The 26,157-nt window shown below is 68.6% G+C and carries 32 protein-coding genes, 2 pseudogenes and 1 CRISPR repeat array; of the genes and pseudogenes, 16 read left to right on the plus strand and 18 right to left on the minus strand.

Features of this window, described 5'->3' with window-relative positions:
• Positions 1 to 6 precede the first annotated feature (6 nt).
• Positions 7 to 1,007: direct repeats of the CRISPR family, unit length 28 nt; unit sequence GTGCTCCCCGCGCACGCGGGGATGGTCC.
• A 230-nt stretch (positions 1,008 to 1,237) separates the two neighbouring features.
• The 9 genes from ABH927_RS32390 to ABH927_RS32430 all read right to left on the minus strand — a co-directional run bounded on the left by ABH927_RS32390 (position 1,238) and on the right by ABH927_RS32430 (position 6,812).
• A complete protein-coding gene (locus tag ABH927_RS32390; protein ID WP_370027962.1) occupies positions 1,238 to 1,933 on the minus strand; it encodes a DUF2637 domain-containing protein in 696 nt (231 codons plus the stop codon).
• Positions 1,934 to 2,174: 241 nt separating this feature from the next.
• Positions 2,175 to 2,741, minus strand: coding sequence for a recombinase zinc beta ribbon domain-containing protein (locus tag ABH927_RS32395; protein WP_370027964.1), 567 nt, complete (start codon positions 2,739 to 2,741; stop codon positions 2,175 to 2,177).
• Positions 2,683 to 3,612: a recombinase family protein gene (locus ABH927_RS32400; RefSeq protein ID WP_370027966.1), complete on the minus strand. Its 930-nt coding sequence runs from the start codon at positions 3,610 to 3,612 to the stop codon at positions 2,683 to 2,685. Before ABH927_RS32400 ends, ABH927_RS32395 begins: the two co-directional genes overlap by 59 nt.
• Positions 3,613 to 3,855: 243 nt before the next feature.
• Positions 3,856 to 4,119, minus strand: coding sequence for a hypothetical protein (locus tag ABH927_RS32405; RefSeq protein WP_370027968.1), 264 nt, complete (start codon positions 4,117 to 4,119; stop codon positions 3,856 to 3,858).
• A 475-nt stretch (positions 4,120 to 4,594) separates the two neighbouring features.
• Positions 4,595 to 5,359 (minus strand): hypothetical protein, encoded by a 765-nt coding sequence (locus ABH927_RS32410; protein ID WP_370027969.1) that lies wholly within the window; start codon positions 5,357 to 5,359, stop codon positions 4,595 to 4,597.
• Positions 5,360 to 5,550: 191 nt separating this feature from the next.
• A complete protein-coding gene (locus ABH927_RS32415; RefSeq protein ID WP_370027971.1) occupies positions 5,551 to 5,697 on the minus strand; it encodes a hypothetical protein in 147 nt (48 codons plus the stop codon).
• On the minus strand, positions 5,694 to 6,074 hold the full coding sequence (locus ABH927_RS32420) for a hypothetical protein (protein WP_370027973.1): 381 nt from the start codon (positions 6,072 to 6,074) through the stop codon (positions 5,694 to 5,696). The genes ABH927_RS32415 and ABH927_RS32420 overlap by 4 nt, the downstream gene beginning before the upstream one ends.
• 124 nt (positions 6,075 to 6,198) lie before the next feature.
• Positions 6,199 to 6,546, minus strand: a complete 348-nt coding sequence (locus ABH927_RS32425; protein WP_370027975.1) for a gamma-glutamylcyclotransferase family protein — start codon at positions 6,544 to 6,546, stop codon at positions 6,199 to 6,201.
• Positions 6,543 to 6,812: a molybdopterin-binding protein gene (locus ABH927_RS32430; protein WP_370027977.1), complete on the minus strand. Its 270-nt coding sequence runs from the start codon at positions 6,810 to 6,812 to the stop codon at positions 6,543 to 6,545. The genes ABH927_RS32425 and ABH927_RS32430 overlap by 4 nt, the downstream gene beginning before the upstream one ends.
• On the opposite strand from ABH927_RS32430, the gene ABH927_RS32435 reads away from it, so the two are divergent.
• Both ABH927_RS32435 and ABH927_RS32440 read left to right on the plus strand, forming a co-directional pair.
• Positions 6,811 to 7,407: a class I SAM-dependent methyltransferase gene (locus ABH927_RS32435; protein WP_370027979.1), complete on the plus strand. Its 597-nt coding sequence runs from the start codon at positions 6,811 to 6,813 to the stop codon at positions 7,405 to 7,407. The genes ABH927_RS32430 and ABH927_RS32435 overlap by 2 nt on opposite strands.
• An 86-nt stretch (positions 7,408 to 7,493) precedes the next feature.
• Positions 7,494 to 8,330, plus strand: a complete 837-nt coding sequence (locus ABH927_RS32440; protein WP_370027981.1) for a phosphotransferase enzyme family protein — start codon at positions 7,494 to 7,496, stop codon at positions 8,328 to 8,330.
• 145 nt (positions 8,331 to 8,475) lie between these two features.
• On the opposite strand, the pseudogene ABH927_RS32445 reads toward ABH927_RS32440, so the two are convergent.
• Positions 8,476 to 8,951, minus strand: a pseudogene (locus ABH927_RS32445) (transposase); the annotation flags it as partial.
• Between ABH927_RS32445 and ABH927_RS32450 the strand changes: the two are divergent.
• A complete protein-coding gene (locus tag ABH927_RS32450) occupies positions 8,933 to 9,286 on the plus strand; it encodes an FAD/NAD(P)-binding protein (RefSeq protein ID WP_370027983.1) in 354 nt (117 codons plus the stop codon). The pseudogene ABH927_RS32445 and the gene ABH927_RS32450 overlap by 19 nt on opposite strands.
• Positions 9,287 to 9,588: 302 nt before the next feature.
• On the opposite strand, the gene ABH927_RS32455 is transcribed toward ABH927_RS32450, so the two are convergent.
• A complete protein-coding gene (locus ABH927_RS32455; RefSeq protein WP_370027985.1) occupies positions 9,589 to 10,197 on the minus strand; it encodes a TetR/AcrR family transcriptional regulator in 609 nt (202 codons plus the stop codon).
• 468 nt (positions 10,198 to 10,665) lie between these two features.
• Here ABH927_RS32455 and ABH927_RS32460 point away from each other — a divergent pair, with 468 nt between their 5' ends.
• The 4 genes from ABH927_RS32460 (at position 10,666) to ABH927_RS32475 (ending at position 13,033) form a co-directional block, all read left to right on the plus strand.
• A complete protein-coding gene (locus tag ABH927_RS32460; RefSeq protein WP_261585333.1) occupies positions 10,666 to 11,058 on the plus strand; it encodes an ester cyclase in 393 nt (130 codons plus the stop codon).
• Positions 11,059 to 11,142: 84 nt separating this feature from the next.
• Positions 11,143 to 11,829 (plus strand): SDR family NAD(P)-dependent oxidoreductase, encoded by a 687-nt coding sequence (locus tag ABH927_RS32465; RefSeq protein ID WP_370027987.1) that lies wholly within the window; start codon positions 11,143 to 11,145, stop codon positions 11,827 to 11,829.
• A 248-nt stretch (positions 11,830 to 12,077) separates the two neighbouring features.
• Positions 12,078 to 12,326 carry a hypothetical protein gene (locus tag ABH927_RS32470; protein WP_370027989.1) on the plus strand — a complete coding sequence of 83 codons (249 nt, stop codon included), beginning with the start codon at positions 12,078 to 12,080 and terminating at the stop codon, positions 12,324 to 12,326.
• Positions 12,327 to 12,793: 467 nt separating this feature from the next.
• Positions 12,794 to 13,033 (plus strand): hypothetical protein, encoded by a 240-nt coding sequence (locus ABH927_RS32475; protein ID WP_370027991.1) that lies wholly within the window; start codon positions 12,794 to 12,796, stop codon positions 13,031 to 13,033.
• 307 nt (positions 13,034 to 13,340) lie between these two features.
• Here the strand turns inward: ABH927_RS32475 and ABH927_RS32480 are convergent, their stop codons facing one another.
• Positions 13,341 to 13,562 carry a hypothetical protein gene (locus ABH927_RS32480; RefSeq protein WP_370027993.1) on the minus strand — a complete coding sequence of 74 codons (222 nt, stop codon included), beginning with the start codon at positions 13,560 to 13,562 and terminating at the stop codon, positions 13,341 to 13,343.
• Positions 13,563 to 13,805: 243 nt separating this feature from the next.
• Positions 13,806 to 14,420, minus strand: a complete 615-nt coding sequence (locus tag ABH927_RS32485; protein ID WP_370027995.1) for a TIGR03086 family metal-binding protein — start codon at positions 14,418 to 14,420, stop codon at positions 13,806 to 13,808.
• A 55-nt stretch (positions 14,421 to 14,475) separates the two neighbouring features.
• Between ABH927_RS32485 and ABH927_RS32490 the strand changes: the two genes are divergently transcribed.
• The 4 genes from ABH927_RS32490 to ABH927_RS32505 all read left to right on the plus strand — a co-directional run bounded on the left by ABH927_RS32490 (position 14,476) and on the right by ABH927_RS32505 (position 16,687).
• The gene (locus ABH927_RS32490; RefSeq protein ID WP_370027997.1) at positions 14,476 to 15,096 is read left to right on the plus strand and encodes a TetR/AcrR family transcriptional regulator; all 621 of its coding nucleotides are present in this window, start codon (positions 14,476 to 14,478) and stop codon (positions 15,094 to 15,096) included.
• A gap of 72 nt (positions 15,097 to 15,168) precedes the next feature.
• Positions 15,169 to 15,921 carry a penicillin acylase family protein gene (locus ABH927_RS32495; protein ID WP_370027999.1) on the plus strand — a complete coding sequence of 251 codons (753 nt, stop codon included), beginning with the start codon at positions 15,169 to 15,171 and terminating at the stop codon, positions 15,919 to 15,921.
• Complete coding sequence (locus ABH927_RS32500) at positions 15,915 to 16,187, plus strand: hypothetical protein (protein ID WP_370028001.1); 273 nt, start codon at positions 15,915 to 15,917, stop codon at positions 16,185 to 16,187. Before ABH927_RS32495 ends, ABH927_RS32500 begins: the two co-directional genes overlap by 7 nt.
• Entirely contained in the window at positions 16,169 to 16,687 is a 519-nt protein-coding gene (locus tag ABH927_RS32505; protein ID WP_370028003.1) for a penicillin acylase family protein, read from the plus strand. Before ABH927_RS32500 ends, ABH927_RS32505 begins: the two co-directional genes overlap by 19 nt.
• Here ABH927_RS32505 and ABH927_RS32510 read toward each other — a convergent pair.
• Positions 16,573 to 17,223, minus strand: coding sequence for a TetR/AcrR family transcriptional regulator (locus ABH927_RS32510; protein ID WP_370028005.1), 651 nt, complete (start codon positions 17,221 to 17,223; stop codon positions 16,573 to 16,575). The genes ABH927_RS32505 and ABH927_RS32510 overlap by 115 nt on opposite strands.
• Before the next feature lie 86 nt (positions 17,224 to 17,309).
• Here ABH927_RS32510 and ABH927_RS32515 point away from each other — a divergent pair, with 86 nt between their 5' ends.
• The 3 genes from ABH927_RS32515 to ABH927_RS32525 all read left to right on the plus strand — a co-directional run bounded on the left by ABH927_RS32515 (position 17,310) and on the right by ABH927_RS32525 (position 18,775).
• Complete coding sequence (locus ABH927_RS32515; protein ID WP_370028006.1) at positions 17,310 to 17,732, plus strand: Dabb family protein; 423 nt, start codon at positions 17,310 to 17,312, stop codon at positions 17,730 to 17,732.
• A gap of 114 nt (positions 17,733 to 17,846) precedes the next feature.
• Entirely contained in the window at positions 17,847 to 18,218 is a 372-nt protein-coding gene (locus tag ABH927_RS32520) for a nuclear transport factor 2 family protein (RefSeq protein WP_370028008.1), read from the plus strand.
• A 404-nt stretch (positions 18,219 to 18,622) separates the two neighbouring features.
• The gene (locus tag ABH927_RS32525) at positions 18,623 to 18,775 is read left to right on the plus strand and encodes a hypothetical protein (RefSeq protein ID WP_370028010.1); all 153 of its coding nucleotides are present in this window, start codon (positions 18,623 to 18,625) and stop codon (positions 18,773 to 18,775) included.
• A 5-nt stretch (positions 18,776 to 18,780) separates the two neighbouring features.
• Here ABH927_RS32525 and ABH927_RS32530 read toward each other — a convergent pair.
• Both ABH927_RS32530 and ABH927_RS32535 read right to left on the minus strand, forming a co-directional pair.
• Positions 18,781 to 18,915: pseudogene (locus tag ABH927_RS32530) on the minus strand (IS5/IS1182 family transposase); the annotation flags it as partial.
• A gap of 438 nt (positions 18,916 to 19,353) precedes the next feature.
• Entirely contained in the window at positions 19,354 to 19,776 is a 423-nt protein-coding gene (locus ABH927_RS32535; protein ID WP_370028012.1) for a PadR family transcriptional regulator, read from the minus strand.
• Between the two features lie 477 nt (positions 19,777 to 20,253).
• Here ABH927_RS32535 and ABH927_RS32540 point away from each other — a divergent pair, with 477 nt between their 5' ends.
• Positions 20,254 to 21,858, plus strand: coding sequence for a tannase/feruloyl esterase family alpha/beta hydrolase (locus ABH927_RS32540; protein WP_370028014.1), 1,605 nt, complete (start codon positions 20,254 to 20,256; stop codon positions 21,856 to 21,858).
• Between the two features lie 95 nt (positions 21,859 to 21,953).
• Here ABH927_RS32540 and ABH927_RS32545 read toward each other — a convergent pair whose 3' ends face one another.
• A complete protein-coding gene (locus ABH927_RS32545) occupies positions 21,954 to 24,671 on the minus strand; it encodes an AAA family ATPase (protein WP_370028016.1) in 2,718 nt (905 codons plus the stop codon).
• 583 nt (positions 24,672 to 25,254) lie between these two features.
• On the opposite strand from ABH927_RS32545, the gene ABH927_RS32550 reads away from it, so the two are divergent.
• Positions 25,255 to 25,791: a DUF308 domain-containing protein gene (locus ABH927_RS32550; protein WP_370028018.1), complete on the plus strand. Its 537-nt coding sequence runs from the start codon at positions 25,255 to 25,257 to the stop codon at positions 25,789 to 25,791.
• A 114-nt stretch (positions 25,792 to 25,905) separates the two neighbouring features.
• Here ABH927_RS32550 and tatA read toward each other — a convergent pair whose 3' ends face one another.
• Complete coding sequence (gene tatA, locus ABH927_RS32555; RefSeq protein ID WP_370028020.1) at positions 25,906 to 26,136, minus strand: Sec-independent protein translocase subunit TatA; 231 nt, start codon at positions 26,134 to 26,136, stop codon at positions 25,906 to 25,908.
• Between the last annotated feature and the right edge of the window lie 21 nt (positions 26,137 to 26,157).

The raw sequence follows: 26,157 nt of genomic DNA on the forward strand, positions 1-26,157 counted from the left end.
CCGGTCGTGCTCCCCGCGCACGCGGGGATGGTCCCTGCAAAGGATCATGAACCCGCATGCATAGGCTGTGCTCCCCGCGCACGCGGGGATGGTCCTGCTTATCCCAGTGGACGAGAGCCGCTTGGCCGGTGCTCCCCGCGCACGCGGGGATGGTCCCTGGCCGACGACACCGACCTCCTGCAGAACATCGTGCTCCCCGCGCACGCGGGGATGGTCCCAACGACTACCTGCCGCTGTTCGGAAGCACAGCGTGCTCCCCGCGCACGCGGGGATGGTCCACCACAACAGGACATGGCTCCGGCCGCTCCATGCGTGCTCCCCGCGCACGCGGGGATGGTCCCGCGCGCATGCCGACCGATCACGAGGTCGTCCTGTGCTCCCCGCGCACGCGGGGATGGTCCCTCGTCGATCCGGGAGAGGACGGCGCCGTGTGCTCCCCGCGCACGCGGGGATGGTCCCTGTCCTGGCTGTGTCAGGAGTGGATGCGGGTCGTGCTCCCCGCGCACGCGGGGATGGTCCCGGCGATCAGTGGAAGTCCCGTGACCGTGGCCTGTGCTCCCCGCGCATGCGGGGATGGTCCCTGTGGGACGACCCGGGCGAGCCGTACACGTACGTGCTCCCCGCGCACGCGGGGGATGGTCCCGTGCACCACCCGATGACAAGGCCGAGGATTCCGTGCTCCCCGCGCACGCGGGGATGGTCCCCACGTGATCTCACTGTGGGCGAACGTGCCCAAGTGCTCCCCGCGCACGCGGGGATGGTCCACAGTCGGTAAGAGCGGCCGGTCAGCGTTCCTGTGCTCCCCGCGCACGCGGGGATGGTCCCTGTCTAGCTGAATACTCCATCACCCTTGGCACGTGCTCCCCGCGCACGCGGGGATGGCCCCGATCACCAGCACGAGGGATGTGGCGCGTGCAAGTGCTCCCAGCGCACGCGGGGATGGTCCCGGTGAGCCGTGCCATACCACGTGTGAGGATGGGTGCTTCCCGCGGACGCGAGAATGGTCCCCGGTCACCATCAAGACTGGGAGACCGAGACAGTGCTCCCCGCGCCCCTGGAAGTGAGTGAGGGCGGTCACGTGGAACGGCGAGTCGCCGAGAATATCGCGCAGCCTGTTGGCGATCGCGGTCGGCCCAGTCTCGCATGGCCCGGTCACCGACCATCATTGCGGCCGCTTCCAGCTTCCCATCGGGGACTCGGTCAGTTTCACCCGCCTCTACCGACCTGATCACGGCCCTCAACCTTGAGAATCATCGACAGGTGACAGGGGTCCTCCAAGTTTCCCAGCAGATCCGATGCTCTTCACGAGCCGTCCCCAGCGAGGGCTCCGTTCGAAGGCTCGGGCGATGTCGGCACCTGTAGGTAGAGCACCATCCAGCCGACGGTTTCTCTGTGCCCACCGCCACGCAGCACACTGAAGTGCGCGCTGGCCGGCTGCGCCATCTTGAACGACGTTCTCTTCATCGGCCCCGTCGCCCTCCGCTCCGATAACGGCAGCTCCCACAGCTTCAGGGCTGGCCCAATCCGACGTCTCAACCGGTTCCTGCTGTCCGGCCGACCTGCGGATCTGGCTCATCAGCAGCTCGTAAGCGCCGATCAGAGCGAACGATGGCCAGGCGGCGATCACTCGACCGATCAGGGACGGCTCAGCGACCGCGACGTTCGCGCCCAGGCTGGCCAGACTGCTCGCGACGAGAAGCAGCCAGGGCAGCACACCTCCACGACCGCCGCACCGGCTGGCCATGAGAAGGGACATCGACGCCGCGACGATGGTTCCATCAACAGCAAGCGGGATAAGGGCAGCTGCCAGAGGATCCTCACCGTGGTCGAGGGCGAGGCGGTGCATGTGGCGGAAGGAGACGACGGCGGCAATCAGGGCGACGACCAGGACGCTCGCGGTCGTGGTACGCCGGATCCAGCGGTCAGAGCGCATCTCACACCCCCGCGGATCCAAGAAGGAACTCGGTGGTCAGCGCCCATTGGGATTTGGTTGGTGTCGGCCCTCGGACACGTTACTTGTACATAGCCGGGCAAACCTGGGCATACTGAGACGCCGCCCGTGCCCGGCCTTTGGCCGATGCGGGGCGTTTGGCGGTGCCTCCCTTCCGAACGTCGGGGAATCTCGCGGACGGATCGTGACCGCCCCCGTCAGCGGGCACGGTCGAGTATGACGCTCACCTTCCTGGGCGTGTCCGTGCGAAGCGCGCGCGACACGGATCGTAAATCAGAGTGATCTCGCGGGTTTCGCAGGTCTCGATGACCTCCATGACGTCAGGCGGTGTGGCCGGCCAGTCGGCCGGATCGGACCCGGACAGCAGCAGGTACAAGGCCTGTAAATGCGGCAGGATGCGGTCCTGGCGGACATATACGTTCTTGGGCCGCGCGGTGTCGGAGCCGTTGGCGGTAGTGTGGCCGTGGCGGCAGCGGTAGGCCTCCCGGTTGTTGGCCCAGCATGACTCCAGCCGCCGCCCGCACACCCCGCAGTGCACCATCCCGGCGAGCAGGTAGCGGCGGTCCGGGCAGGTGGTCTCGCGGTCGGCGCGCATGCCCTGGACTGCGATGAAGTCAGCCTCGCTGACCAGCGGCGGATGCGCCGGCCGCTTGGAGATGACCCACCCGTCGGGCAGGCCCCACCACTGCACCTGTCGATGCCCCAGCCCGGTGTTGCCCGGATCGATCAACTCATGCTCGGTGGGCTGACGGTTCCACACCTGCCGACCGGTGTAGCGGGGATTGCTCAAGATGGCGCCCACGGACGTCGTGCCCCACCCCGAACCCGCCCGGTGGCGGTTGCCGCTCCGGGTCGGCGGCCGACGGGCACGGTACCTGCATGTCGTTCAGCGCCCGGGCAATGCGGGCCAGGCTGTGCCCAGCCAGCCGCTGTGCGAACATCCACCTCACGATGGCCGCGGCCTGCTCGTCCGGTTCCAACCGGAGCGCCCGCCGCCCCCACACCGCATGAGCCCGGTTCGGATGCGGGCCGGCATCGGCCAGGCGGTATCCGTACGGCGGTCGGCCGCCCAGGTACCGGCCCTGCGCGATGGTATGGGCGGCCATCGAGGTCAGCACCCGAATCCGGGTCCGGGTGATCTCCCGCTTGGACTGGATCCCCAAGGCGATCATCGCCTGCTCGTGCGCCTCGGATGCGAAGTCGACTCGGCCACCGACCTCCGGCATCCACAACTGCACGCCGTAATGCTCGAACAACGGCGCCATCAACGCGAACTGGCTGCCGTAAAACGCCCGTTCGTACTCCCCCACCACGATCGCGTCGAACCCGCGGCCGGGATCGGCCATCGCCGCTACCAGCGCCGCGGCCTGCGGACGCCGCGCCCATGGAAGCACCCGGCTCTGCCCGGAATCGAAATACTCGCCTACGATCCGCCCGAATCCTGCCACGATCGCCACGGCCTGCGCCCGCTGCCGCGCCCGTGACGTCTCCGGATCCTGATGATCTTCCGTCGACACCCGCCCGTAGAACACAAACCGCAACCCGTCGCCGACCGGTATGGTCACCCGGCGGCTCGCCGACCGCGCCGCCCACGCCACCAGCGTGTTCTCGGCGCCCGGCCGTGCCGCCGCCGGCAACGGGGGCGCCATCGTCGCAACCATTCCAAAGCTCTTTCAAGCCGGAACATCTCTTCGGCTTCAGGTTTCAGCAGTGAATGATCGAACGCCTCAACAAATAGGAATTACTGGCGACAAGTAACTCCCTTATCACCCTTCGGAACAGCAACAAAAGCCCAACTTCCCCTAATTTTGCTATTCGCCGAATTTGTCATCCGCTCCCATGCGCGGGCGTGGCCTACCAGCCGACGCGGTCCGCCTGGGGCGCCACCCGGGACGGCGATTGGGTCATGGTTCGCGCACCATGTCGCCGGCGCTCGGGAAGTACTCCTGCGAGTAGCGGGGGAACATCAGCTCGGGCGAGTCGTTGAGCAGCGAGTTCCAGTCCCAGCGCAGGGTTATCTCCGGGTCCTTCTCACCGTTGTGCACCTTGTTCAGCGAAATCAGCCTGCGGTGGCGCGGGTACGTGCGGAAGAAGCCGCCCGGCGCGGCCTCGCGTTCGAGGGTGAGATAGTCGGCGCCGGCCCGGTGCAGGTAGTAGCTGAGCTGCAACCCTCCGGGCCCGGCCCGATGGTCAGATGACGATGGACGTCCTCGGCCGATCCGTTCGCGGTCATCGGGCGGGGCGCTCCACGGGGGGCGTCGTGCTCCCGTAGCCCTCGGCGACGATCCGCTCGGCGACCATCGCCGCCTTCTGAGTCGCCCCCGCCGACCCGGCATGGGTCCCTCGCCGCCCCGGCGTAGTTCCTACCGACCCGGCGTATGCGTCGCTGTGGGCCAGCCACGGCTTCGACCCGCTGCCCGTCCACGGCAGGGACAGGCACCGTCTTGACGTCAACGCCGACGGCCTCGCCTGCGGCCCAAAGACTGACCAGAGGTCGAGCCGCCGACCCGCCCACCAGCCGGTTTCCGGTACGGCGAGCCGCGCCCTCGCGTCGGCGGCCACACGCGCTCTGGCAGGACACCCGGGCTGTGGCGAGCCGTGGGGGCGGTGTCGGCGGCAGGGCTCGGCTCTTGGCCTCCCGGCTCAGGAGTTGATCGTGTTCAGGGGCGGGGGCGTGAGGTCGACCTTCTTTCCCCAGAACGTGAACAGCACCTCGCTGTTTCTGGCGACGTAGCCAAGGCTGTCGTCGGGGTCGGCCAGCTTGGTGACCAGGTAGCTCGGCAGGCCCTTGGAGTTGGTCGCGAGCAGCCAGTTGATCGTCAGCTCCGACTCCCGGGCATCGGGCTTGTTGGCGACGTCCGCGTGGTACGACGGGGACACGGCGTACAACCGGCCGAGCGTGATGGCGCCCCGGTAGACGCCGCTTTCGTAATGCGTGGTGGTCGCCAGCACGGCCTTCATCGTGGCGGGCTCGACGATCATCATCTGGGTGAGGAACGGGCTGCGTCTGCCCGGCTTGCTCGGCATTCGTCGCCATTTCTTGCCCTTGGGTAGGGACTGGGCGATGGATCCCCCGGACTGATAGGTGTACGGCCCGATGGCCAGCGAGCGGATCCGGCCGCTCATCGGGCCGGACTTGACCCTGACGTCGTACCCGGCGACCCCGCTGCGGTTGAACTGCAGGACGCCCTCGATCCAGTCGACCGTGGGGGAGAGCTTGTGGTCGATGTAGGTCCACCGGCGTTCGACCACCTTGACGCCGTGCCCGGCGACCAGTTGCGCCCGCAGCTTCGCCAACGTGTCGGCGGGCCGTTCCGCCGTCGAGACCTCGGCCGCCTCGGCCGGTACGGAAACGGCTATCAGGACGGCACTTATCAGGGCGGCATTGAGGGCAACGAAACGCCTCACAGGGCATTCTCCGCATCGACGGCCAACGTATCCGCCGAAGTCTATCGATCACCGCACTGGGAGCAGTGCCGAAGTGGATGAAGAGACCCAATGCCCGTCGCCCCGGCTCACGATTGAAACGCTCCCCGCACCTGCATAAAGGGGGTTGGGGAGCGTGAATCGAACTGCGGGTGTCGCACTGGGCGCGGGAACTAGTCGCCCTTGAGTTGGGCGAAGAATTTGTCGGCCTCGGGCTGCTTCCACTCGATCCGGTGCCCGTCCTGATAGGGCCGCCAGGGAACGGTGACGAACAACATGCGCGGACCAGCCGCCTGCACGGTTTGGGCGATCGAGGTCATGGTCGCCAGGGCGAACCCAGGGCTTGACGGTTTCGCTGTGGCTGGTGGCGACCTTGCGCCAGGGCAGGGCTTTGAGCTGCTTGTACAGGGGGCTGGTTCTTCTTCGCGGTCAGGATGTAGTGCGCGTTCTTGCGTTCGACCAGGAAGACGGCGTGCTCGCGCTGGGTGTGGAGTGCGTCGGCGGTGATCACCGTGTCGGTCAGGTCGACGGGTCCAGCAGCGGCGCGAACGCGGTGATCTCGTTGCTTGCCGTCGACCTCGACCTGGCCGAGGACCGCCAGGGTGCGGGTGTCGGTCACCGCGGGCAGGTGTGTGGCGCGGCCGGTGGGGGTGTGGTGCGGGGTGCCGCGCAGCGCCTTTCCGTCGACCGCCAGCACCCAGCGCGGGCGGCGTCGCGGCCTACGGTCGATCGTCTGCGCGGCTTCGGACCGGGCCGTGGCCAGGTCGTTCAGCCAACTGCCGGTTGCGGCGGAGAACGCTACGGCGTCTCGATGCGTCTGGTCATCGGCCTTCCGTGACCTCGTCCCGTGACAGGTAGACGTAGGCCCGGACCCCGGAACGCAAAGAGACCTCGGCCCGTGCGTAGTCGTCGACCTCGTAGGCGTCGGCGGCGGCGAGTTCGGCGTCCGTGACCTCGAACACGGTGCCTTCGACCACTCCATCCCGTGAGGCGACCACCAGCGGATGCATGTTGGCGCCGCTCGCCTCGATGACCTCAGGATCGGTGATCCGGATCATCGTCATGGTGTACCCGGGCAGGGCGTCGGGCCGTCCTGTCAGCAGCCGGCCGAACTGACTGAGCTGTACCTGCTCCAGTTGGAGAGTGCCGTACGAAAAGAGGAGGTTCACACCCCAAGGATCACATCCGATGCCTTGATGATCGCGGTCACCTGGTCACCCTCGGAAAGGCCCAGGTCCTTGGCGGCTTCCACCGTTATCGACGCCACAAGGCGGATGCCGCCGGCGTCGAGTTCGACGTTAGCGGTCGCCTCGCCGGCGGTGATCGCGGTCACCCGGGCGGGGATCTTGTTGCGCGCACTCAGCTTCATGACGAGGACCTCCCATGGTCGAATCGTTCGTCCACCCCCTTCCCCCGCACAGGAGACGAAGACCATGAATGACCGATCCCTCCAGGAGACCAGGAAGTTCTTCGCCGCTAGAGCGGCCACCTGGGAGGAGAAGTACCCCGACGACACCCCAGCCTTCGCCGCCGCGATCGCCGAGCTAGCCCTGCCAGCCCGGGGCCTGGCCCTGGACGCCGGATGCGGAACCGGCCGCGCGTTCCCACTGCTGCGAGACGCGATTGGGCCCGCCGGAGACGTGGTGGGCGTGGATGTCACACCGGAGATGATCTGGTCGGCTCGCGACCGGGGCCGGGGCGAGTACGGCCAGCTGCTGATCGCCGATGTCGGACGGCTTCCGCTCCGCGAGGGCGTGGTCGACGGCGTGCTGGCGTCCGGGCTGATCTCCCACGTCCTCCAGCCGGCGGCCGTGCTGTCCGAGCTGGCCCGGGTGACTCGCCTCGGCGGACGGCTGGCGCTGTTTCATCCCGTGGGCCGTGCGGTGCTCGCGGCACGGCGCGGCCGAACCCTCACCCCTGACGACGTACGGGCCGAGCAGAACGTCCGTCCCCTGCTGCATGCCGCTGGCTGGACTCTGCTCGATTACCACGACACCGAGGAGCGCTATCTGGCGCTGGCCCGCAGATGAGAGAGGAGTATCCGGAACGACTCGGCTTGCGATGAAATAGAACCAATCATGTTCGCAGCGGAATCTCCTCGGCCCGCAACCGCTCGATGGACCTGCTCAGCTACAAGGAGTTCCGAACGATGACATCACCGCGGATTGAGGAAGAAGAGCTGACCGGCGGAGGTGTCAATCATGTCGTGAGGATCGGCACCACGGTGCGGCGGCCCACGGGGCATTGGACGCCGGCCGTTCACGCGCTGCTGAACCATCTCGTGGCGGTTGGTTTCACCGGTGCTCCTGCCAGTCACGGAATCGATGACGAAGGCCGGGAGATCCTCGACTTCCTGCCCGGCCAAGTGCCCGACTACCCGTTGCCTGAGTACGCACAGTCGGACGAAGCCCTGCTCGGCGTCGCCGCGCTGCTGCGGGACTACCACGAGGCCACCGCCGGTTTTGCTGCACCGTCCAACGTCAGCTGGTATTTCGCCCCGCAGAGTCCGGCCGAGGTGATCTGCCACGGTGACATCGCCCCCTACAACTGCGTGTTCCGTGATTGGCGTCCGGTTGCGTTCATCGATTTCGACACCGCGCATCCAGGGCCGCGTATCTGGGATGTCGCCTATGCTGCCTACCGGTTCGTGCCTCTGGCCGACCCTCATCGCGAGGTCGGCATTCCTGCGGTTCACAAGCAGGCACGTCGGCTGCGCCTGTTCGCCGACGCCTACCGTCTTGGCGACACCGATAGGAGTGCGCTGACCAACACCGCCCTGGCCCGGCTGGACCACCTGATCCGGCATATGCATGACCAAGCCGACGCGGGCAACGAGGCGTTCGCCGCCCATATCGCGACAGGAGACGACACCCTCTACCGCGCTGACGCCGAACACATCGCCCGACACCAAGCCGTCTTCCAGGCTGCACTGATGACCCCTGCCGACGAGTAGGACCTAGCTCACCGAACACGGTTATTGAATGCAGGAAACGACGTCACCGAGCAGGTCGTTTGAGACGCCATGCCCACCGAGCAGATAAAGGAGACGCTGACCGTCACAGCCGCCTGAGCGAGCAGGTCAATTGAGACTCACGAAGTTAAGGCGTTTCAAACGATCTGCTATCTGACCAGGTCAGAACCTCGGGCTGCGAGCAGGTCGGTTGAGACAGGACAGTCATGAAGGCTTCGTGGATGTCGTCGCGGAATTCCCAGCGGATGCGCAGGCGGCGGAACCAGTGCAGCAGGGCGATGGTGCGTTCGATGACCCAGCGGTGGATGCCCAGGCCGGAGCCGTGCGGGGTGCCGCGGCGGGCGATGTTCGGCTTGATGCCCTTGGCCCAGACCAGCGGCGGTACTTGTCGTGGTCGTAGCCTCGGTCGCCGTACAGGCAGGCGGGCCGCTTGCGTGGTCGCCCGCGCCGGCCTCGCACCGGTGGGATCGCCTCGATCAGCGGGATCAGCTGGGTGACGTCGTTGCGGTTGCCGCCGGTGAGGGACACGGCGAGAGGGATGCCGTTGCCATCTCCTGCGCTGGGCCCGGCGCGAAGGGCTGGATGTGGCCGACTCCGACTTCCTGCCGCGCCAGGCGTACGGCCGCTACCTGCGTCATGTGCTCGGCACCGCGCAAAAGGACGCATGGCCGGTCGCCGAGCTCACGCTGGTGACCGAGACGGTGTCCGCCATCACCTCTTCGGGATGGAACGATCCGGTGCGGGTGTGCCTATCCGACGGGACGGGAATCGACGCCGAGGCTGTGGTGCTTGCCACCGGCAACGCCCCCACAGTGGCCTGCTCGACATGCAGCGCCAACGGATACGCGCGGCACTGGCGGATTCCTCGGCCGACACCCGAACGCTCGACGAACTCGCCACTTTTGTTGTCGCTGTCAACCAGTCGCTGGCCGTACTGAGCCGTGCCGGCGCTTCGGACGCCGAGCTGCGATCCGTCGCCCGGCTCGCATGCACAACGGTGGCGGACCCCCTCGCCCGGGCAGCGTCGAAGGACGTCACCCCAAGGCTGACGGGCGCCGGCTCAGCCGGGGCTCGGCCTTCTGCGGCCCGGCATGCCGACGGCCGTACCGAGCCGACCGCCGGAAGCAGCGGCTGTGTGAAGCCGTCACCTCCGTGTGCGTTGGATCTCGCGCAGACAGGCTGGTACCCAGAGGGCGTCAAGCTCCTTCCCTGGTGGTCGAAAACACACTCCGGGCGTGCCTCAGATGAGTGGCCAGTTGCGTAGTACGGCGTCGGCCATCTCCCGGAGCTCGTCGCGGCCGACACCGCTCGCGGCTTGTACGGCGATGCCGTAGGCGAAGGTGGTGAGGTAGCGGGCCAGTAGCCCTGGATCGGTCTGCGGAGGCAGGTCGCCTTCGTCGACGGCGCGCTGGAACCGCTCCTGGATGCAGCAGTAGCCGTTGTTGCGCCAGGCGACGAGGAGGTCGCGGACTTCCTGTCCGGAGTCGCTGGTGGTCAGGGCGCTTTGGACGCCCAGACAGCCATGTGGATGGGCCGGGCGGGTGGTGGTTCGAACGGTGCCGGCCAGGATTGCGGTGGCGACATGGAGGGCGGTCGGCTCCTCCAGGGCTCGGGCGAGGTATGCGCTCGGGCCTTCGGTGTAGCGCTCCAGGACCCTGCGGAACAGCTTCTCCTTGTTGCCGAAGGCTGCGTACATGCTGGTGGTGGAGATGCCCATCGCGTTCGTCAGTATCGCCGTGCTGGCTCCCTCGTAGCCATGCTCCCAGAAGACCAGCATGGCGCGCTCCAGAGCTTCGTCGGCGTCGAATCCTCGGGGGCGGCCGATGAGGCCGCTCTGTTGCTTCTCCACCTCCGCAGCCTACCTTTTCCGCAGCGATCGCTGCGGAAGTGCTAACGTTCAACTTCCGCAGCGATCGCTACAGAAGCTGAAGGGGCTAACCATGTGGGACTGCTCAAGAGGAAGACCGCTCTCGTCACCGGGGACAGTACCGGGATCGGCCTGGCCAGTGCCGCCCGGCTGGCGGCCGAGGGTGCATTGACGACAGCGGGGATTCTTGGCCCAGGCGAGGTCGGCAGACGGATCGCCCGTTCGGCACTGGCAAACGCCCAGGCCTGTCATTCAGGCTCCCCGCACCACCACCGTCGGTCATCCCCCGGCACCCGTCTGCGAGAGTCCAGCGCATCGGCCGAAAGGAACTCTCGTCAGCGCATATCCGCTTCAGCAACGGCCGGCACGGCTAGGCCGTAGAGGGCGTCGCATCTCATCAGCATCCCGTTGCAGTTCCAATCCGGAGCCGCCCCACAGAAGGGTCACCTTGTGTCCGACAGAGATCTGCGCGCTTTTTACCTGCGCTACATCGAGGCGCTCAACGCCCACAAGTTCGACGGCATGGACGAGTTCATCGACGACCGGACCACCCTGAACGGTGAGCCAGCTACCCGGGACGACCTCATCGCGGTTCAAAAGCATGACGTGGACGCGGTTCCGGACCTCCACTGGGAGCTCAAGGAGCTGCTCTTCGACGGTGACCGTCTGGCCGCGCGACTCGTCAACACGGGTACCCCGGTGAAGGAATGGCTCGGCGTGACTCCTACCGGCGCCTCGTTCGAGATCATCGAGTGCGCCATCTACCAGGTCCGCAACGGACGGTTCGTGCACATGACCGCCCTGCACGACGCCGGCGAACTTCTCCGGCAACTGACCGGCTGAGTTCCGGATCAGCGCCAGAAACTCACAGAACAGTCCCAACATCGCTAACGGCCCAGCCGGGCCACATGACTCGTAGGGGTACGCATGACCATCACTCTGATCACTGGGGCCAACAAGGGCATCGGGTTCGAGACAGCCAGACAGCTCCTTGCGTTGGGTCACGTCGTCTACATCGGCGCTCGTGACGTCGAGCGAGGTGAGAAGGCCGCGGCGGCGCTTGGCGCACGATTCGTGCAGCTCGACGTGACCGACGACGCATCAGTGAGCAGCGCTCTGGCGACTATCGACTCGACCGAGGGCCGACTCGACGTCCTGGTGAACAACGCGGGCATCCTGGGGCAGGGAGTCACCGACGGTCCCACGGCACTCCGGGCCTTCAACACCAACGCGGTGGGAATCGTGCGTGTCACGGAAGCGGCGCTTCCTCTGCTTCGCAAGTCCTCGAACCCCACTGTGGTCACCGTTTCCAGCAGCGCCGGATCCTTCTGGGCGGTGACCAATCCGGAGCGACCTGAGTTCAACTTGCCGTTGGCGCTCTACTCCGCGTCCAAGTCCGCAGCCACCATGCTGACAGTCCAGTACGCCAAGTCCCAGCCGGGCATCAAGTTCAATGCAGTCGAGCCCGGCACCACCGCGACCGACATGACCGCGGCATTCGGAATCGGAAGGACGCCGGAGGAGAGTGCCAGGGTCGTCGTGCGTCTTGCCACCCTCGATGCTGACGGTCCGACAGGAACGTTTCAGGATGAGAACGGCGAAGTGCCCTGGTAACCGTGTGAGAACAGGCGGGGCAGCACGCCTGGACTGCCCCGCCTGTTCCCACAGGGCGACCCTATGCACCAAAATGTCGGTGAACAGCCCGCGGTACTATCCATGCTGGCCCCGCCAGGCCCAGCCGACCTCCGGCAGCTCCCGAATAGGCTCACGTTCCGCCACAAGAGGTAGTACCCGAAGGACACAAACCGCAACGGCTCGTACTGCGGACCCGATTCCGCCTCGGCGTTCACCCGCACCCGGCGGTGCTCCTCGGTGTCGCGCATCAGCTGTGCCAGCTGCTGCTCGAAGTGATCCATGGGATTCCCCTTCACCACACCGGCTCGATGACGTCGGATGACACCGCTCTGTTCGCGCTCGCCGCCGAACTCCCCGCAGCGATCTTGGCCAAGACCTTGGGGATCCATATCCAAAGCGCGATCCAACGGCAGAAGATCGCCGCCGGCGACTGGGCCTCCTGCGCCGCCGACGTCAGCCAGCGACCGAGGGGCTGAACCCGAGGCATTCGGACAGTTCCAATACCCGACTCCACCATTACAGGGCATCACCGACGGCGCCCCGGACGCGGTGCAGGTCAGTGACCGCTTCCATCTGTGGCAGGGCCTGTCGAAGCGGGCCGGGGATGTCGCTGCCGCTCACTGCGGCTGCTTGCCGACCGCAGTTCCCGAGCCCGAACCGGCCCTGCCGCCGGGTCCGGCGGCATCATCGGACCAGGCCGACACCCCAGCCCGCCGCCACGCGAAGAACCTCTTCGAGGCGGTGCATGCGGTGACCGACACCGGCCGCTCGCTCAACGCCGCGGCCGGCCAGCTGGGCCTGAACCGGCGCACCGTGCGCAAGTACGCGCGGGCCGCCACCTGGCAGGAGTGCGTACGCCGGCCGCGGCCACGCAGGCCCACGAGCCTCGATCCTAGCCTGGAGTACCTGGGGCAGCGGGGGGAGGAGGGAGCACGCCGCGACGGTGCTGCATCAGGAGATCGTCGCCAAGGGCTACCGCGGTCACTACCAGCGGGTCAAGATGGCCATCGCGCCGCTGCGTCGCGGCCTGCCGATCGACTCACCGCGGCAGCGGCCGCCCTCGCCCCGTCAGGTCGCCCGCTGGATCACTACCGCGCCGTCCCGGCGCGGCCTGCACGCCGCCGAGGCGCTCGGGCGGCTGCTCGATCACTGCCCGGAACGGACCGAACTCAATGCCGTTTGACCACGTCGCGCGCGTAGGACGACGGTCCAGATAGTCCAGAAAGACTCTCATCACCTGGGCAGCCATTACCCTCATGACCCGCCGGACCACCAAGGGCCGCAGATCCTGGATCAGCTCTACGCAAACGGGTGATCCCAAGACCACCATGGTCACTCCCGCACGCCAATGGGAACGTTCCCTGTGTGAGGCGACCGGGGTCCCCGCTGGGCCACAGCCCCCTTGCAGCGGCCCCCCCCCGCCGGACCGCGAGGTCAGACAAAGGGCGGCAAAGTGAGACAGGCGGCACCCGGTAGGGCGGGGCCGGCTATCAGTTCTTGGCGATGGTGATGCCGAGGAACATCCCCACCACCAGCGCAACACTGCCGACGGCCATCACCGACCACGTCCCCGCCTGCGTCGCGCCGAACGTCGAGGTCATCCCTGCCTGCGTCGCCGCCTGCGTGGCCTGCGCCCCGGCCATGGTCGCCTCCTGGACGGCCAGACCCGTCTCCAGCGTCTGAATCTTGCTCTCCAGCTCAGACTGCTTCATCGTGCGGTTCCTCTCTCGCAGTGTGCCGGGCTAGTCCCGGCATCACCGTCCATCGGTTCCCCGCCGCAGTGAGACTGCCTCGATGCCCCCCTGTGGTGCACCCGTTTGCCAACGCCAAGCGCTCTGCCCAGGGGCAACGATCGCCTGGCGAGCTGCCAGAGCCCGCCGGTCTCACGTCGATAACACCTGCGAGCTAGACCGGGGATCGGAAACAGGCACTAACAATCCGGGAGAACGCCGGCCTCACAGGCTCCCGCCCGGCAGGTCTCCGCGGGGCGCCCAGCCCGGGTCGCGGCCGGTGAACGCGACGAGCCTGTCCAGGGCGGGTGCATCGGCGGACACCCGCACCTCGAGGCCGAACGGCAGGCCGGGACCGCGGTACTCGGGCTTGACGATCGCCTGAAGGACGGCGAGCGCGTGCGCGGAGGTCGCCGGGTCCGGCTGCCACGACAGGCCCGTGGTCCGGGCCAGGTCCCAGCCGTGCCCGAGCACCTCCACCAGCAACAGGTCGATCACCGCGCTGCCCGGGTAGGCGCCGCCGAGCATCGGCACGTTGACGGTCTGCGTGGCCACCGCGTTGTCCAGGGCGGCCCGCAGCGTCGCGGTGAGCTTCTCGATGACGGCCGCGGAGTCGTCGGACCGATCGCCAGACCGGTCCTCGTTCACCCGGGCCGCCGGATCGGGGCGTACGTCGCCGGCGGGGTCGGCGAGCGCGGCCTGGAAGTAGTCCAACCAGCCGAGCAGGTGCAGCCGCAGCGTTCGCACGTCGAACTCGTCGCACGGCGTCGGCAGGTCCTCCTGCTCCGGCGTGATCGCGTCGAGCAGGCGCGCCAGGTCCTCCAGCACGGGGAAGATCATCACAGCTCCTTTCTGATAGGTAACTATATTGAATGACTATAGCTATCATCGGAGGATGGCGACACACGGTTCCGGCCGACGGGCCGAATACGCGGCGGCCACCCGGCAGGCGATCCTCACCGCGGCCCGGCAGCTGTTCGTCGAACGCGGTTACTTCGACACGCGCGTCGAGGACATAGCGCGTGCGGCCCGCGTTGCCGTGCCCACCGTTTACGCGGCCGGGGGTGGCAAGAGCGGCCTGCTGCGCACGCTCATCGAGGACGGCGTGCACGCCGCGGAGGCCGGCGGCATCCACGACAGCATCGCGGCACAGACCGACCCCGTCGCACTGTTGCGGATGATCGTCGACGGCACGTGCGACGAGTTCGGCAAGTGGGGGCCGCTCATGCGCCAGGTGACGGCCGCCGCGCCCAAGGACGCCGCCGTGCGGGTGAGCCTCGGCGTCGCGCACGCGAGCCTGCGCGCCGGGCTGGCCGCCACCGCGTCACGACTTCACGAGCTGGGCGCCCTACGACCCGGTCTGACCGTGGCAGCGGCAACCGACGTGCTCTGGTACTTCCTCGGCAACGGCTCCTACTTCACGCTCACCGACGACTGCGGGTGGCCGCTCGAACGCTCGGCACAATGGCTGTACGAGTGCCTGACCACCACGCTGATCGACCGTGGTGCCGGTTGATGAACCGGCCCTGACGTTGGCTCGGACGGCACACCGTCGTCATGCGGATTGCGAGCGCACACAAACCGCTACGTGCACGCACCCGGCCGGACTCTCCCCTGCCGCCGAAGGGCCGAGCGGATCGCCGTGCGCGGGTCCGCGCCGGTCGATATTGCGGTGCGCGAGACGGTCTGGGGCCCGCTGTACGGGCCGGATCATGACGGGCTCTTCACATCCCTGCGCTGGACGGCACGGGAACCCGGCGGGCTCGATCTGGGACTGATCGCCCTGGCCCGCGCCGCAGACGTCGACGAAGGCGTCACCAGCGCCACGGCTGCGGCTGCGCCCGCGATGAACGTGGTGCTGTGCGACAGCACCGGCTGGGTGGCCTGGACCGTGTGCGGCCGCTTCCCTGCTCACGCCGGACCTCGCCGCATCCTGGGCCCCGACTGCGGTGCGCGCTCCTGGGTGCGGCTGCGCGCCCCGGCCGAGCTGCCCCGCGTCATCGATCCGGCCGACGCCCTCGTGATCAGCGCCAGCAGCGCCGTACCCGAGCACGGCAGGGGCTGGCGCCGCAACCAGTTCGGCGGCGTGCGGGCCGCCCGGATCGGGGCCCTGCTCACGGACCGGTCTGACCTGACCCCGCAGGACCTCCTGGACTTACAACGCGACACCGACGCCGGCTTCTACACGTACTACCGTGATCTGCTGCTGAACACGCTCGCCGAGGACGCCCACAACGACAGCGGTGATCCGGACCCGGCGGGTGCGTTCGCGTCGGTGCGGCGAGCACGCGCGGTTGGGACGGCACCGCGGGCGTGGACGCGGTGGGACTGCCCGTGCTGATCCCTTTCCGTGAAGCGGTCCGCGAGTCGCTGTTCTCCTGCCTGCTGGCCTCCTGCCGGGCCACAGAGCCGGAATCCAGGTACAGCCGGCACGATCACGAGGAGCCACTGCGCGCCCTTCTGTCGTCCGGCGACGACCGACTCGCGCCCCCTCCCCACCGCACCTTCCACACCTTCTTGCTGGCGGAACTGCGCCTGGCCTGGCTGATGCTGGCCCCGCACCTTCCCCGGGCCGCGCCCCGGGCAAGGTGCGCTGGGGCGAGCTGAACCCGACCGGCATCCACCACCCCCTGTCGGGCGCCGCACCCGAACTGGCCGAACTGCTCGACCTGCCGGGCGTACCCGTTCCCGGCTGCGCCGAGTCCGTGCACGCCTTCCGGACCGGCTTCGGCCCGGCCATGGGCCTGGTGGTGGCACCCGGACATCACGCCACAGGTCTGCTTCACCTGCCCGGCGGGCAGTCCGGCGACCCGCAGCTCTCCTCCTACCGGGACCAGTTCGCCGAGTGGCGCAACGAGTCCGAGGACGGGAACAACACCTTGATTCCCTGCAAGCCCTTAGCCTGGGTGATTGGCGGTGTTCGTCTTGGTGGGCTTCTGCCGGGTGTAGAGGATCGTGTTCGCGCGCCGCGGGTGGGCGGCATCAAGATCGGTCAGACGGAGGATCGAGGTAGACGCGTCGCTGCTAGCGCGGCGATCGTTCCGTCGGCCAGACGCTGGATCGCGGGGCGGTCCAGGTCCTGCCGCCGCACGAGCACACGAAAGTAGAGCGTGCCGATCATGTGGTCGAGCGCGAGATCCAGGTCGCAGTCGGTCGGGAGTTCGGCACGCTCGATCGCCCGGCGTAGCATGCGCTCGGCGTGGGCGCGGCGCGGCGCCTCGACCGTTTCACGAAGAGTCGCCGCCAGAGCGTCGTCTCTGCCCGCTTCAGAAAGAATCGCGGGAATGATGCGGGCGGCCAGCGGGTGACGCATGCCATCGTAGGTGACGGTGAGGAACGCCACCAGGTCGCCGCGCAGAGACCCAGTGTCCGGCATCTCGACTGTGCCCGTTGCGACTTCCGCGATCATCGCGGCCACCATATCGGCCTTGCTCGGCCACCTCCGATAAACGGCGGCCTTACTGACCGCCGCGCGTTTCACGATCGAGTCCACCGACAAACGTCCGTAGCCGACGGCGGCCAGCTCTTCGAAGAAGGCCGCCTGAATCGCGGTGGTGGTGCGGTCATCAAGGCGGGGCCCGCGCCGACCGCGGCGAGCACCGCCCTCGCCGGGCTTCAGCGATGAGGTCACCGGCTTCACCATACCCGAGACGGAACGGTTGCGTCTTGAGCAAGATCCATGCTAGGAATACAGAAGACGGTACCGTACCGAGTTTTGAGGAGAAGGCCATGATCTTCCACATCAACCGCTTGACGCCCAAGCCCGACCTGAGCGAGGAGCAACTCAACGCCTGCCTCGACCTGCTACGCCAGGTCGGCGAGACCAGTCCTGCCGTGAAGTCGTACGTGGTGGGCCCACACCCCACCGGGGGCTTCGCATACGGAGCCGTGTTCGTGATCGAAGACCTCGACGGCTACCACGAGTACCTGAACCATCCCGCGCACGTCCGCCTTGAACTGGAAGGTATCGGATATCTCGCGCGGTTTGAGGCCTTCGACATCACGGACTCCGCCGACCCCGAGATCAAAGCAAAGATCGAGCAGGTACAGGCTCGCCATTTCGCCAAACACCCCGAGATCGCTGCACTCGTGGCACAGGCCACCTCTTTCACCAGGCCCGGCGGCGAAGACACAACGACCCCGTCGTCCTGAGCGGCGAAATCCTGCCGGGCGCTCCACGGCCACACCCCTGACGAGGCGCCAGGCGTAAAGCGCACATTCAGACCGTGCCCAGCGCGCCACAACCCGCGGAACCAGGAGCACGCGATGAACACGGATGACCCGATCGACCGGCTCAAGGATGCGATCAACTCTCACGACCCTCACCAGGTCGCTGACTGCTTCACCACCAACTATCGGTCCGAGACCCCGCATCGGCCGCAAGAAGGCTTCACCGGGAATGACCGAGTGCTCATGAACTGGACCGCCATCTTCGGTCGGCTGCCCGACATCCGGGCCGAGGTTCTGCGCCGCGCCACGGCCGATGCCGAACTGTGGTCGGAATGGGAGATGGTCGGCACAGCCGCGGACGGCACCCAGGCCGTCATGCGTGGGCCAGTCATCATGACGACCCGCGACGGACGCATCGACTGGACACGTTTCTATCTCAGCCCTGTCGCGGTCGACGTCAATGGATGAGCTGACTGAAAAGCTGTTGTCTTTCCGGACGTGAGGACTGCGTTTTCGCTGGTGGGGCATAGGTTCAGTGATCTGGTGGGAGTGACGGCTTGTCGTGTCGTCGCTGCTGTGGGGGTCGTGGATGCCGTCGGTGGTCGGACTGCTGGAACAGCGCGAGTTGGGTACTCGCCGTCGGGGTGGACGCACGCGCTGCGGGAGGAAGCAGACCATATCCAGGCCGAACTGGTCGTGGCCGAGCGGGAATGGCAGGAGTGGGCGATTGCCCGCTCGAAGGTCGGCGAGGTGCTGGCCCCGGCGGAGGAGACCGGGAGGACTGTGCCCGGGCCGACGAGAGTGCGTCGGGCGCCGAAGGGCGGTCAGGAACGGGCTCGCAGTCGGCGGAGGCGGCGCAGCCGAAGTCGCAGGTGCCCGTGTGGCGTGAGGGGCTGGCATGGTCGGCGCTGTCGGTGGACTACCAGCGCATCCTGCAGTTGGGGGCGGGCCGGGCCCGGCTCGGGCAGGGGCCGGTGACCTGCCAGGAGATGGCCGCCGCCTTCGGCATGGTCATCGACCAGTAGACCATCGCCTCGGCACTGGCCGTGCGCCGCTCATAATCGCGGGCCAGGCGGCGGCCGCGCATCAGGTGGGCGAAGAGACGCTCGACGATCCACCGCTTGGGCAGCACGACGAAGCCCTTCTGGTCGTCGCTGCGCTTGACGGACGGCGTCGAGGATCACCAGGCCTGAGGCGCCGGTCAGCGCGGCCAGCCGTACAGTCCGGTAGCAGTGCCGTTCCCGGACGGCGACGAACAGCGTGAGCCCGGCCAGAGCCAGCAGCGAACCAAAGATCAGACGCGGCGCGAGAGGAACCGGCCACCTCCATGCCTGGCCAGCGATGAGAGCGGCTCCCCAGCTCAGCCCGACAACGGGGCCCGCGGACAGGAGGCGGAGCGCCGTACCCCTGCCGGGCGAGACGCGCACGAAGGCGGCCGTGATCGTGTCGACGTCGCCGAAGTCGGCGAGCGCTGCCCGGGCCGCCGCGTCCGGGTCGCCGAGCCGATCCAGCTGATTTTCGTACGCTTCGGTCAGGCCGTCGGCGAGTTCCTCGGCCATAGGCGCGGGAAGCCGCTCGGCGAGCGCCTGCAGGTGGCGGTCGATCAGCTTGTGGCTGGCCACGGCGCACCTCGCAGGGCCGCCGAGATGGTGGCGGCGAACTCCTGCCATTGGTCGCGCGCCCCGCTCAGCGAGCGCCGCCCCGCCTCGGTCAGCTCGTAGGTTCGGCGCCGCCGGCCACTCACCACCGACCAGCACCCAGTGATCAGCCCCGCCTGTTCCAACCGGTGCAGCGCGGGATAGACGGTGCCGGTGGGCAGGTCCAGCTTGCCGTCGGTGGCGTCGCGCAGGGCCTCTTTGACCGCGTAGCCGTGCCGCGGTCCGTCGGGGTGATCGCGGGGCTGGGCACGCCCAGGACGCTGAGCTGGACCGGGAGCAGGAAAACCCCTCCGGAGACGCGGAAGCAGATCACGTCGTCGCATGAGCGTGTCCCAGGAGGTGAGGATGTCCTCCAGTCTGGGGGACAAATCGTCTCCGAACGCTTCAGCACTGACGGACGTCACATCCTCGCCAGGGAGCGCGCGATCGCGGAGTTCGCCGCGACCGGCACCCTCACGCGAGGCACTAGGGAGGACGGGCACCGCGCTGAAGAGCTCAGCTTCCGATATACCGAATACCCGAGTAAACGGTGGTTGTGTCTTCTATCGGGAGGCTGGGCGCCTTCGAAGGTGATGGCGAACGCGATCAAGCGGCCTTCCACCGGGTGACCCAGCGTTTGCGGCCCTTCCCTGCCGGTCCAGGCTCATGATCGCCATGTAGCCGCACTTGAGCGCGGCCTGCTCGTTGGGGGCCCCTCGGGCCTTGACCGCCCGGCGGATCCGGGCATTCACCGACTCGATCGCGGATTCCGGGCGCGACGCACCCCGGGCACTGGCCCGACCAGGGGTCGCCCCAGGGAATCTCCCTGGGGCGAGGCCCGCATGCCCCACGGGAGGGTGACGGGCATGAAACGACTGATCCTGCTGATGGCGGCCGTGGTACCGCTGTCGGCGGCGCTGGCGCCCCCGGCTGCCGGTGCCGTCACCTATCACAGCGGCACTGTCGCCGCGACGGTGTGTTCCGCCGTTCCGGTCTCCGCGCCGCCGGGCGCCAAGGTGGAGTCGGTGGCGGCGGTCGCGCACGCCGGAGGGACGGTCACGTTCCCCGACGCGCCCCCGCTGCCCACGCCTGCGCCGATCACCGACGTGCCGGCCTGGTGCGACGTCACCGTAACGCTGACCCATCCGGGAGCGAACGACCACGTCAACGTCAAGGTCTCACTGCCGCAGGACCCGAAGAAGTGGACCGGCCGGTTCCAGGCCACCGGCGGCAGCGCCTACCTCGCCGGCGACTTCGGAGCCCCCCTGGTCGCCGCGGTGAAGAACGGTTACGTCGCCGCGGCCACCGACGCTGGCATCGGCCAGAACCCGATCGACGTCAGCGGCTGGGCGCTCACCTCGGCCGGCCAGGTCAACACTCCGCTGCTGAAAAACTTCGCCTCCCGCTCGCTGCACGACATGGCCATCGTCGGCAAGGACGTGGCGAAGAAGTTCTACGGCAACCCGGTGCGCCACTCATACTGGAACGGCTGCTCGACCGGTGGCCGCCAGGGCTACCTCGAGGCCCAGGACTACCCGACGGACTTCGACGGAATCCTGGCCAAGGCGCCGGCGATCAACTGGGACCGGTTCGCTGTCGCCACCCTGTGGTCGCAGGTCGTCTTCCACGAGGAGAAGGTCCAGCCCACCCAGTGTGAGCTGGAGCAGTTCAACACCGCCGCGATCAAGGCCTGTGACACCCTCGACGGGGTCAAGGACGGCATCATCGACAACCCGCGGGACTGCCACTGGGACGCCCGTCGGCTGATCGGCACCAAGGTCGTCTGCGACGGCAAGGAGATCACGATCTCCGCCGCCACCGCCGACGCGGTCCGCAAGATCTGGGCCGGACCGATCTCCCCCACCGGCAAGAAGCTGTGGTACGGGCCGAACAAGGGTGCTGGCTTCGGCTGGCTCGCCCAGGTCGGCGCGCCGTTCTTCGTCGCCAACAGTTGGGTCAAGTACTTCGTGACGCAGAACCCCTCGTTCGACACCACGACGCTGACCTACCAGCAGTTCGCGCAGATCTTCCGCCGGTCCCAGCAGCAGTACAACGACATCATCGGCACCGACGACCCCAACCTGTCCGCGTTCGCCAGGGCCGGCGGCAAGCTGCTGAGCTGGCACGGCCAGACCGACCAGCTGGTGCCCACCCAGGGCACGGTCGACTACCGCGAGCGGGTCAACCGCGTGCTGGGCGGCGACAAGCGGGTCGACGACTTCTACCGCCTGTTCCTGCTGCCCGGCGTAAACCACTGCGGTGACGGCATCGGCCCGCAACCGACCGACGACCTGGGCGCGCTGGTGAATTGGGTGGAGAAGGGGGAGGCTCCGGCCACCCTCGCCGCCTCGATCACCGACGCGAACGGCAAGACGGTCACCCGCAACATCTGCCGCTACCCGCAGGTGGCCCGGTACACGGGACACGGCGACCCGGCGGTGGCCGCCAACTACCGCTGCGTCACCGCCTGACCTCACTCTAAACAACGCGGCGGCCCCGGTGTCAGCACCGGGGCCGCAGGTTCTGCACCGAGCCCGGCTCCGCCCACAGGGAGGAGCTGCTGGGGTCACCGGCGCAATGCCGCGGCGAGCTCGCGGCGCGAGCCGATGCCCAGCTTGATGAACACTTTGCGCAGGTGCCACTCGACGGTACGCGGGCTGAGGAACAGCGTGGCGGCAATCTCGGGGTTGGTCCGCCCGGCCACGGCCAGCCGGGCGATCTGCGCCTCCTGGCCGGTGAGCTCATCGCGCGTTTCGAGGGTCCGTTTGCGGACGGTCTCGCCGGTGGCGGTCAGCTCCCGGCCGGCCCGCTCGGCGAAGCCTTCCGCGCCCATCGTGGTGAACGCCTCGTGCGCCGTACGCAGCTGGATCCGGGCGTCGCCGCGCCGGTTCTCCCGGCGCAGCCACTCGCCGTACAGCAGGCGTGCCCGGGCCAGTTGCATACCGAGCCGGCCGGCGGCGAGCCGCTCGATCGCCTCGCGATATCTCTCGTCGGCCTGCCCGGAAGGTCCGGCGAGCGCGTCAGCGACGGCCAGTGTGCCCAAAGCCCAGTCGGTCCGGGCGGCGCCGGTCCGCTCGGCGAGACGCTCGCGGGCCTCGGCCGCCACAGCGGCCTCCCCGGCGCGCGCGGCCGCCTCGACCAGTTCCCCGAGCGTCCAGGTGAGCACGGCGAGATCTTCGTACTCGGCCGCCTCCCGGGCCGCCTCCAGCGCGGCCGGATAGTTGCCGAGCCCGTTGAACAGCACCGCCTTGGCGTACCCGACCACGCTGAGGAGCCTGCCCACGCCGCGCTCCTCGGCGTCCTTGACCGTGGCCTCGGCCAGCTCCAGGGCCGGCAGCTTGTGGCCGCGGTGAGCGGCCAGGACGAGCGTGGTGGCCGGATGCGCGGCCAGACCGGTCGCCTGTCCGAGGGCATCGGCCTCGTCGAGCAGCTCCGACGCGTCCGCGAACCGGCCCGCGTACATCAGCGCGCTGGCGCGGAACGCCAGTGCGGTCGGCAGGATGGACAATGCGCCGGTGGAGCGGGCAAAGCCGACCGCCCGCTCGGTGAGCCGGTGCCAGGCCGCGTCGTCCCACACCTCGTGCGTGACCGGTCCGGCCAGCCAGAGCAGCTCCAGATCCTCGTTTTCCGTGAGCGCGTTCAGTGCCCGGACGAAAAGTGGGACGGCGGGCGCGTACCCGTCCAGACTCCACGTCGTGAGACCAGCCAGGAACAGACCGGCCACCTCCTCGCCCGCGGGCGCATCACGGGCGGCCTTGGCCGCCCGGCGCAGGTCGCCGCCGCCGTGCCGGCCGGCGTTCACGGCCGCGCCCAGGGCCGCAAGGTATGTCTCCCGCGCCGCGGCAGGGTCCAGCGCCTCGAGCCGGCGGGCGGCCGTGAGCAGCGGCGGACCCGCCGCTCGTCCGTTGTTGAGCGCGAACGCCACCTGGGCTCGCAGCCGCTCCACCTGGGCACGCTGCAACGGGTCGAGTGGACCGAGCTCCGCGACGGCCAGCAGGTCCGGCACCAGGGCGGGCTCGCCCGCGGCGAGCCGGGCATCCGCGGCGGCCAGGGCACGCGCGGCGCGCCGCTCGGGGTTGGGGGTGAGCTCTGCGGCGCGCTCGAGGAAGGACGCGGCCGCGGATCGGCCGCCGCGGGACAGCGCCCGGTCGGCCGACCGCTCCAGTTCCCCGGCGACCTCCTCGTCCGGTCCGACCGCGGCGTGCGCCCGGTGCCAGGCACGGCGGTCAGGCTCCTGCGCCGGATCGGTCACCTCGCCGAGCGCACGGTGCACCTCGCGCAGTTCGGCGGCATCAGCCGACCGCCAACTGGCCGAGCGCACCAGCGGGTGGCGGAACCGGACCCGGGTGCCGATCTCCACCAGCCCCGCGGCCTCCGCCGGCGCGGCGTCGGGCCCGATGCCCAGCCGCTCGAGCGCGCGCCACAGTAGCGTCACGTCGCCGACCGGCTCGACGGCAGCGGTGAGCAGCAGCCAGCGGGTGTCCGCCGGCAACGCGGCGATGCGCCGCTGGAAGCCCTCCTCCACCCGGCTCACCAGCGGCGTCGCACTCTGCGAGCCGAACCCGAACGCGAGCTCCGCCGGCGTGAGGCCACGCGGCAGCTCAAGCAGGGCGAGCGGGTTGCCGCGCGTCTCGGCGACGATCCGGTCGCGTACGCGGTCGTCGACCGGTCCGGGCAGCACCGAGTCCAGCAGCTCCCGCGCGTCCGCGGCGGGCAACCCGTCGACGCGCAGCTCCGGCAGGCCGCTGAGGATCCGCTCGTCCCCCGGGCTGCGCGAGGCGAAGACCAGCGCGACCGACTCGGCATCCAGCCGGCGGGCGACGAAGGTGAGGATGACCTCGGACATCCGGTCCATCCACTGCACGTCGTCCACGACGCAGACAAGCGGCTGTTCCGACGCGGCCTCGGCGAGCAGCCCGAGCACGGCGAGCCCGGTGACCAGGCCCTCCGGTGGGTTGCCGAGGCTGAGTCCGAAGGCGGTGGCGAGCGCGTCACGCTGCGGCTCGGGCAGCCGGTCGAGGTGGCCCAGCAGCGGCGCACAGAGTTGCTGCAGCGCCGAGTACGCGATCTCGGACTCCGGCTCCACTCCGGCCGTCCGGGTCACCCGGCCGGCCCAGGCGTGCTCGCTCAGATAGTCCAGCAGCGCGGTCTTGCCGGCGCCCACCTCGCCGCGCAGCACCAGTACACGGCTGTGCCCGGCACGGACGTCACGCAGCAAGCGGTCGAGCGTGTCTCGCTCGCGCCGCCGGCCGCGCAACGCCGGTGTTTCGGTATTACTCGGCACCTCGTCCTCCCCCGGCGGAGGGTACACCGAGCTGAGTCTTCTGCACTCCGGTGAAAGGAGCCTACCTCCGGTCGCCCCCGGGGAACTGCCTGGTCGTCGACAGCCGGTGCCGGGCTGGCCTGGAATTCACCGCGACCGTGAACCGGCGGTCGCCGTCGTTCGCCGAGGAACAAGGAAACGTTAAGCCGCGCCTTCGAAATCTGGCGGCACACCTGGACTTCAGCGTGCTCGACACGCCGTACCGTTCATGCTCGCCATCCCGCAATCGCGCGCGGAGGCTCTGCCACCGTCGTGGGCTTGGTCGCGAATGTCGTCATCGACGACCCGCCGCCGCCCGGTTTCCGGCGTCGCCGTCGGCGCCCAAGCTCAGACGGCGCTGACCGCGCTGGCCGTCGCGTACCCGCCGGAGGACCGCGTGGCTCATCCCCTGGTTGGCGCCGTGCGCCCGCCGGGTCGTCCCACGGGCGGGTCGGATGGGTCGGGGACCAGGGGCAGGGCCAGGGTGTCTCCCGGGGGCCATCGACGGGTCCGGTCGGCCAGAGTGATTCGCGTACGACAAGCCTGGAAGAAAGCTGGAACTCGGATGGCCACCCTGCTTCGCATCTACCTTGTCCGCGGCCTCATCGCGATCGCCTGGGCCGCCGGCTTCTCGGCCGTCAACGACTCGCTCACCGCCACCTCCGTCATCCTGCTGATCATTTACCCGCTCATCGATGTGGTTGCCTCGCTGCTCGACGCCCGCGAAGATCCCGGCACCCGGGCCCGTAAGCTGCAGATCTTCAACACCACGCTCAGCGCCCTGGCGGCTCTCGCTCTCGGCCTGGCAGCCATCAGCGGCATCGGTGCCGTGCTCTTCACCTTCGGCGTCTGGGCCATCGTCTCCGGCATCGCCCAGTTCACCGTCGCCATCCGCCGCCGCAGCCCCGAGCTCGGCCGCCAGTGGCCGATGCTGATCGCTGGTGCTTTCTCGGTCATCGCCGGTGCGACCTACCTGCCCGCCGCCCTCGGCGACGATCCCAGCATCAGCATCCTGATCCTCTACACCGCGGCCGGCGGCGTGTTCTTCGTCCTGCAGGCCGCGGGGCTGGCGTGGCGGCAGCGGCGGGCCGTCCAGGCCTGATCGACACATCGACGGTGGAGGTAGGGCGCAGCGTACGCCTTACCCCCACTACGTCGTCCCGATAAAGGGCGTCCGGCTCATCACTCGGATGAAACAGGGCGCCATGATGCCGCACTACTCAAGTCGGCGTGCCTGTTCCTCGATCGACAGGGCGGGAGCGGCGGTGGACGTGCGCTCGCCGATCGCGGCGTCCGCGTCGTCGTCATCCCCGATCCGGCTCGTCTCCTTGAACAGCCGCAGCGCCTGCCCCAGAGATTTGGCGGTGTCCGGCAGTCTCTTCGCGCCGAACAACATCACCAGAACCAGGGCGACGATCAGCCAATGCCAGACGGACAGCTCTCCCATCGCGCCTCCCCCTTTACGGCG

The sequence above is a fragment of the Planotetraspora sp. GP83 genome, from assembly GCF_041262585.1.
GTDB lineage: Bacteria > Actinomycetota > Actinomycetes > Streptosporangiales > Streptosporangiaceae > JAOEGB01.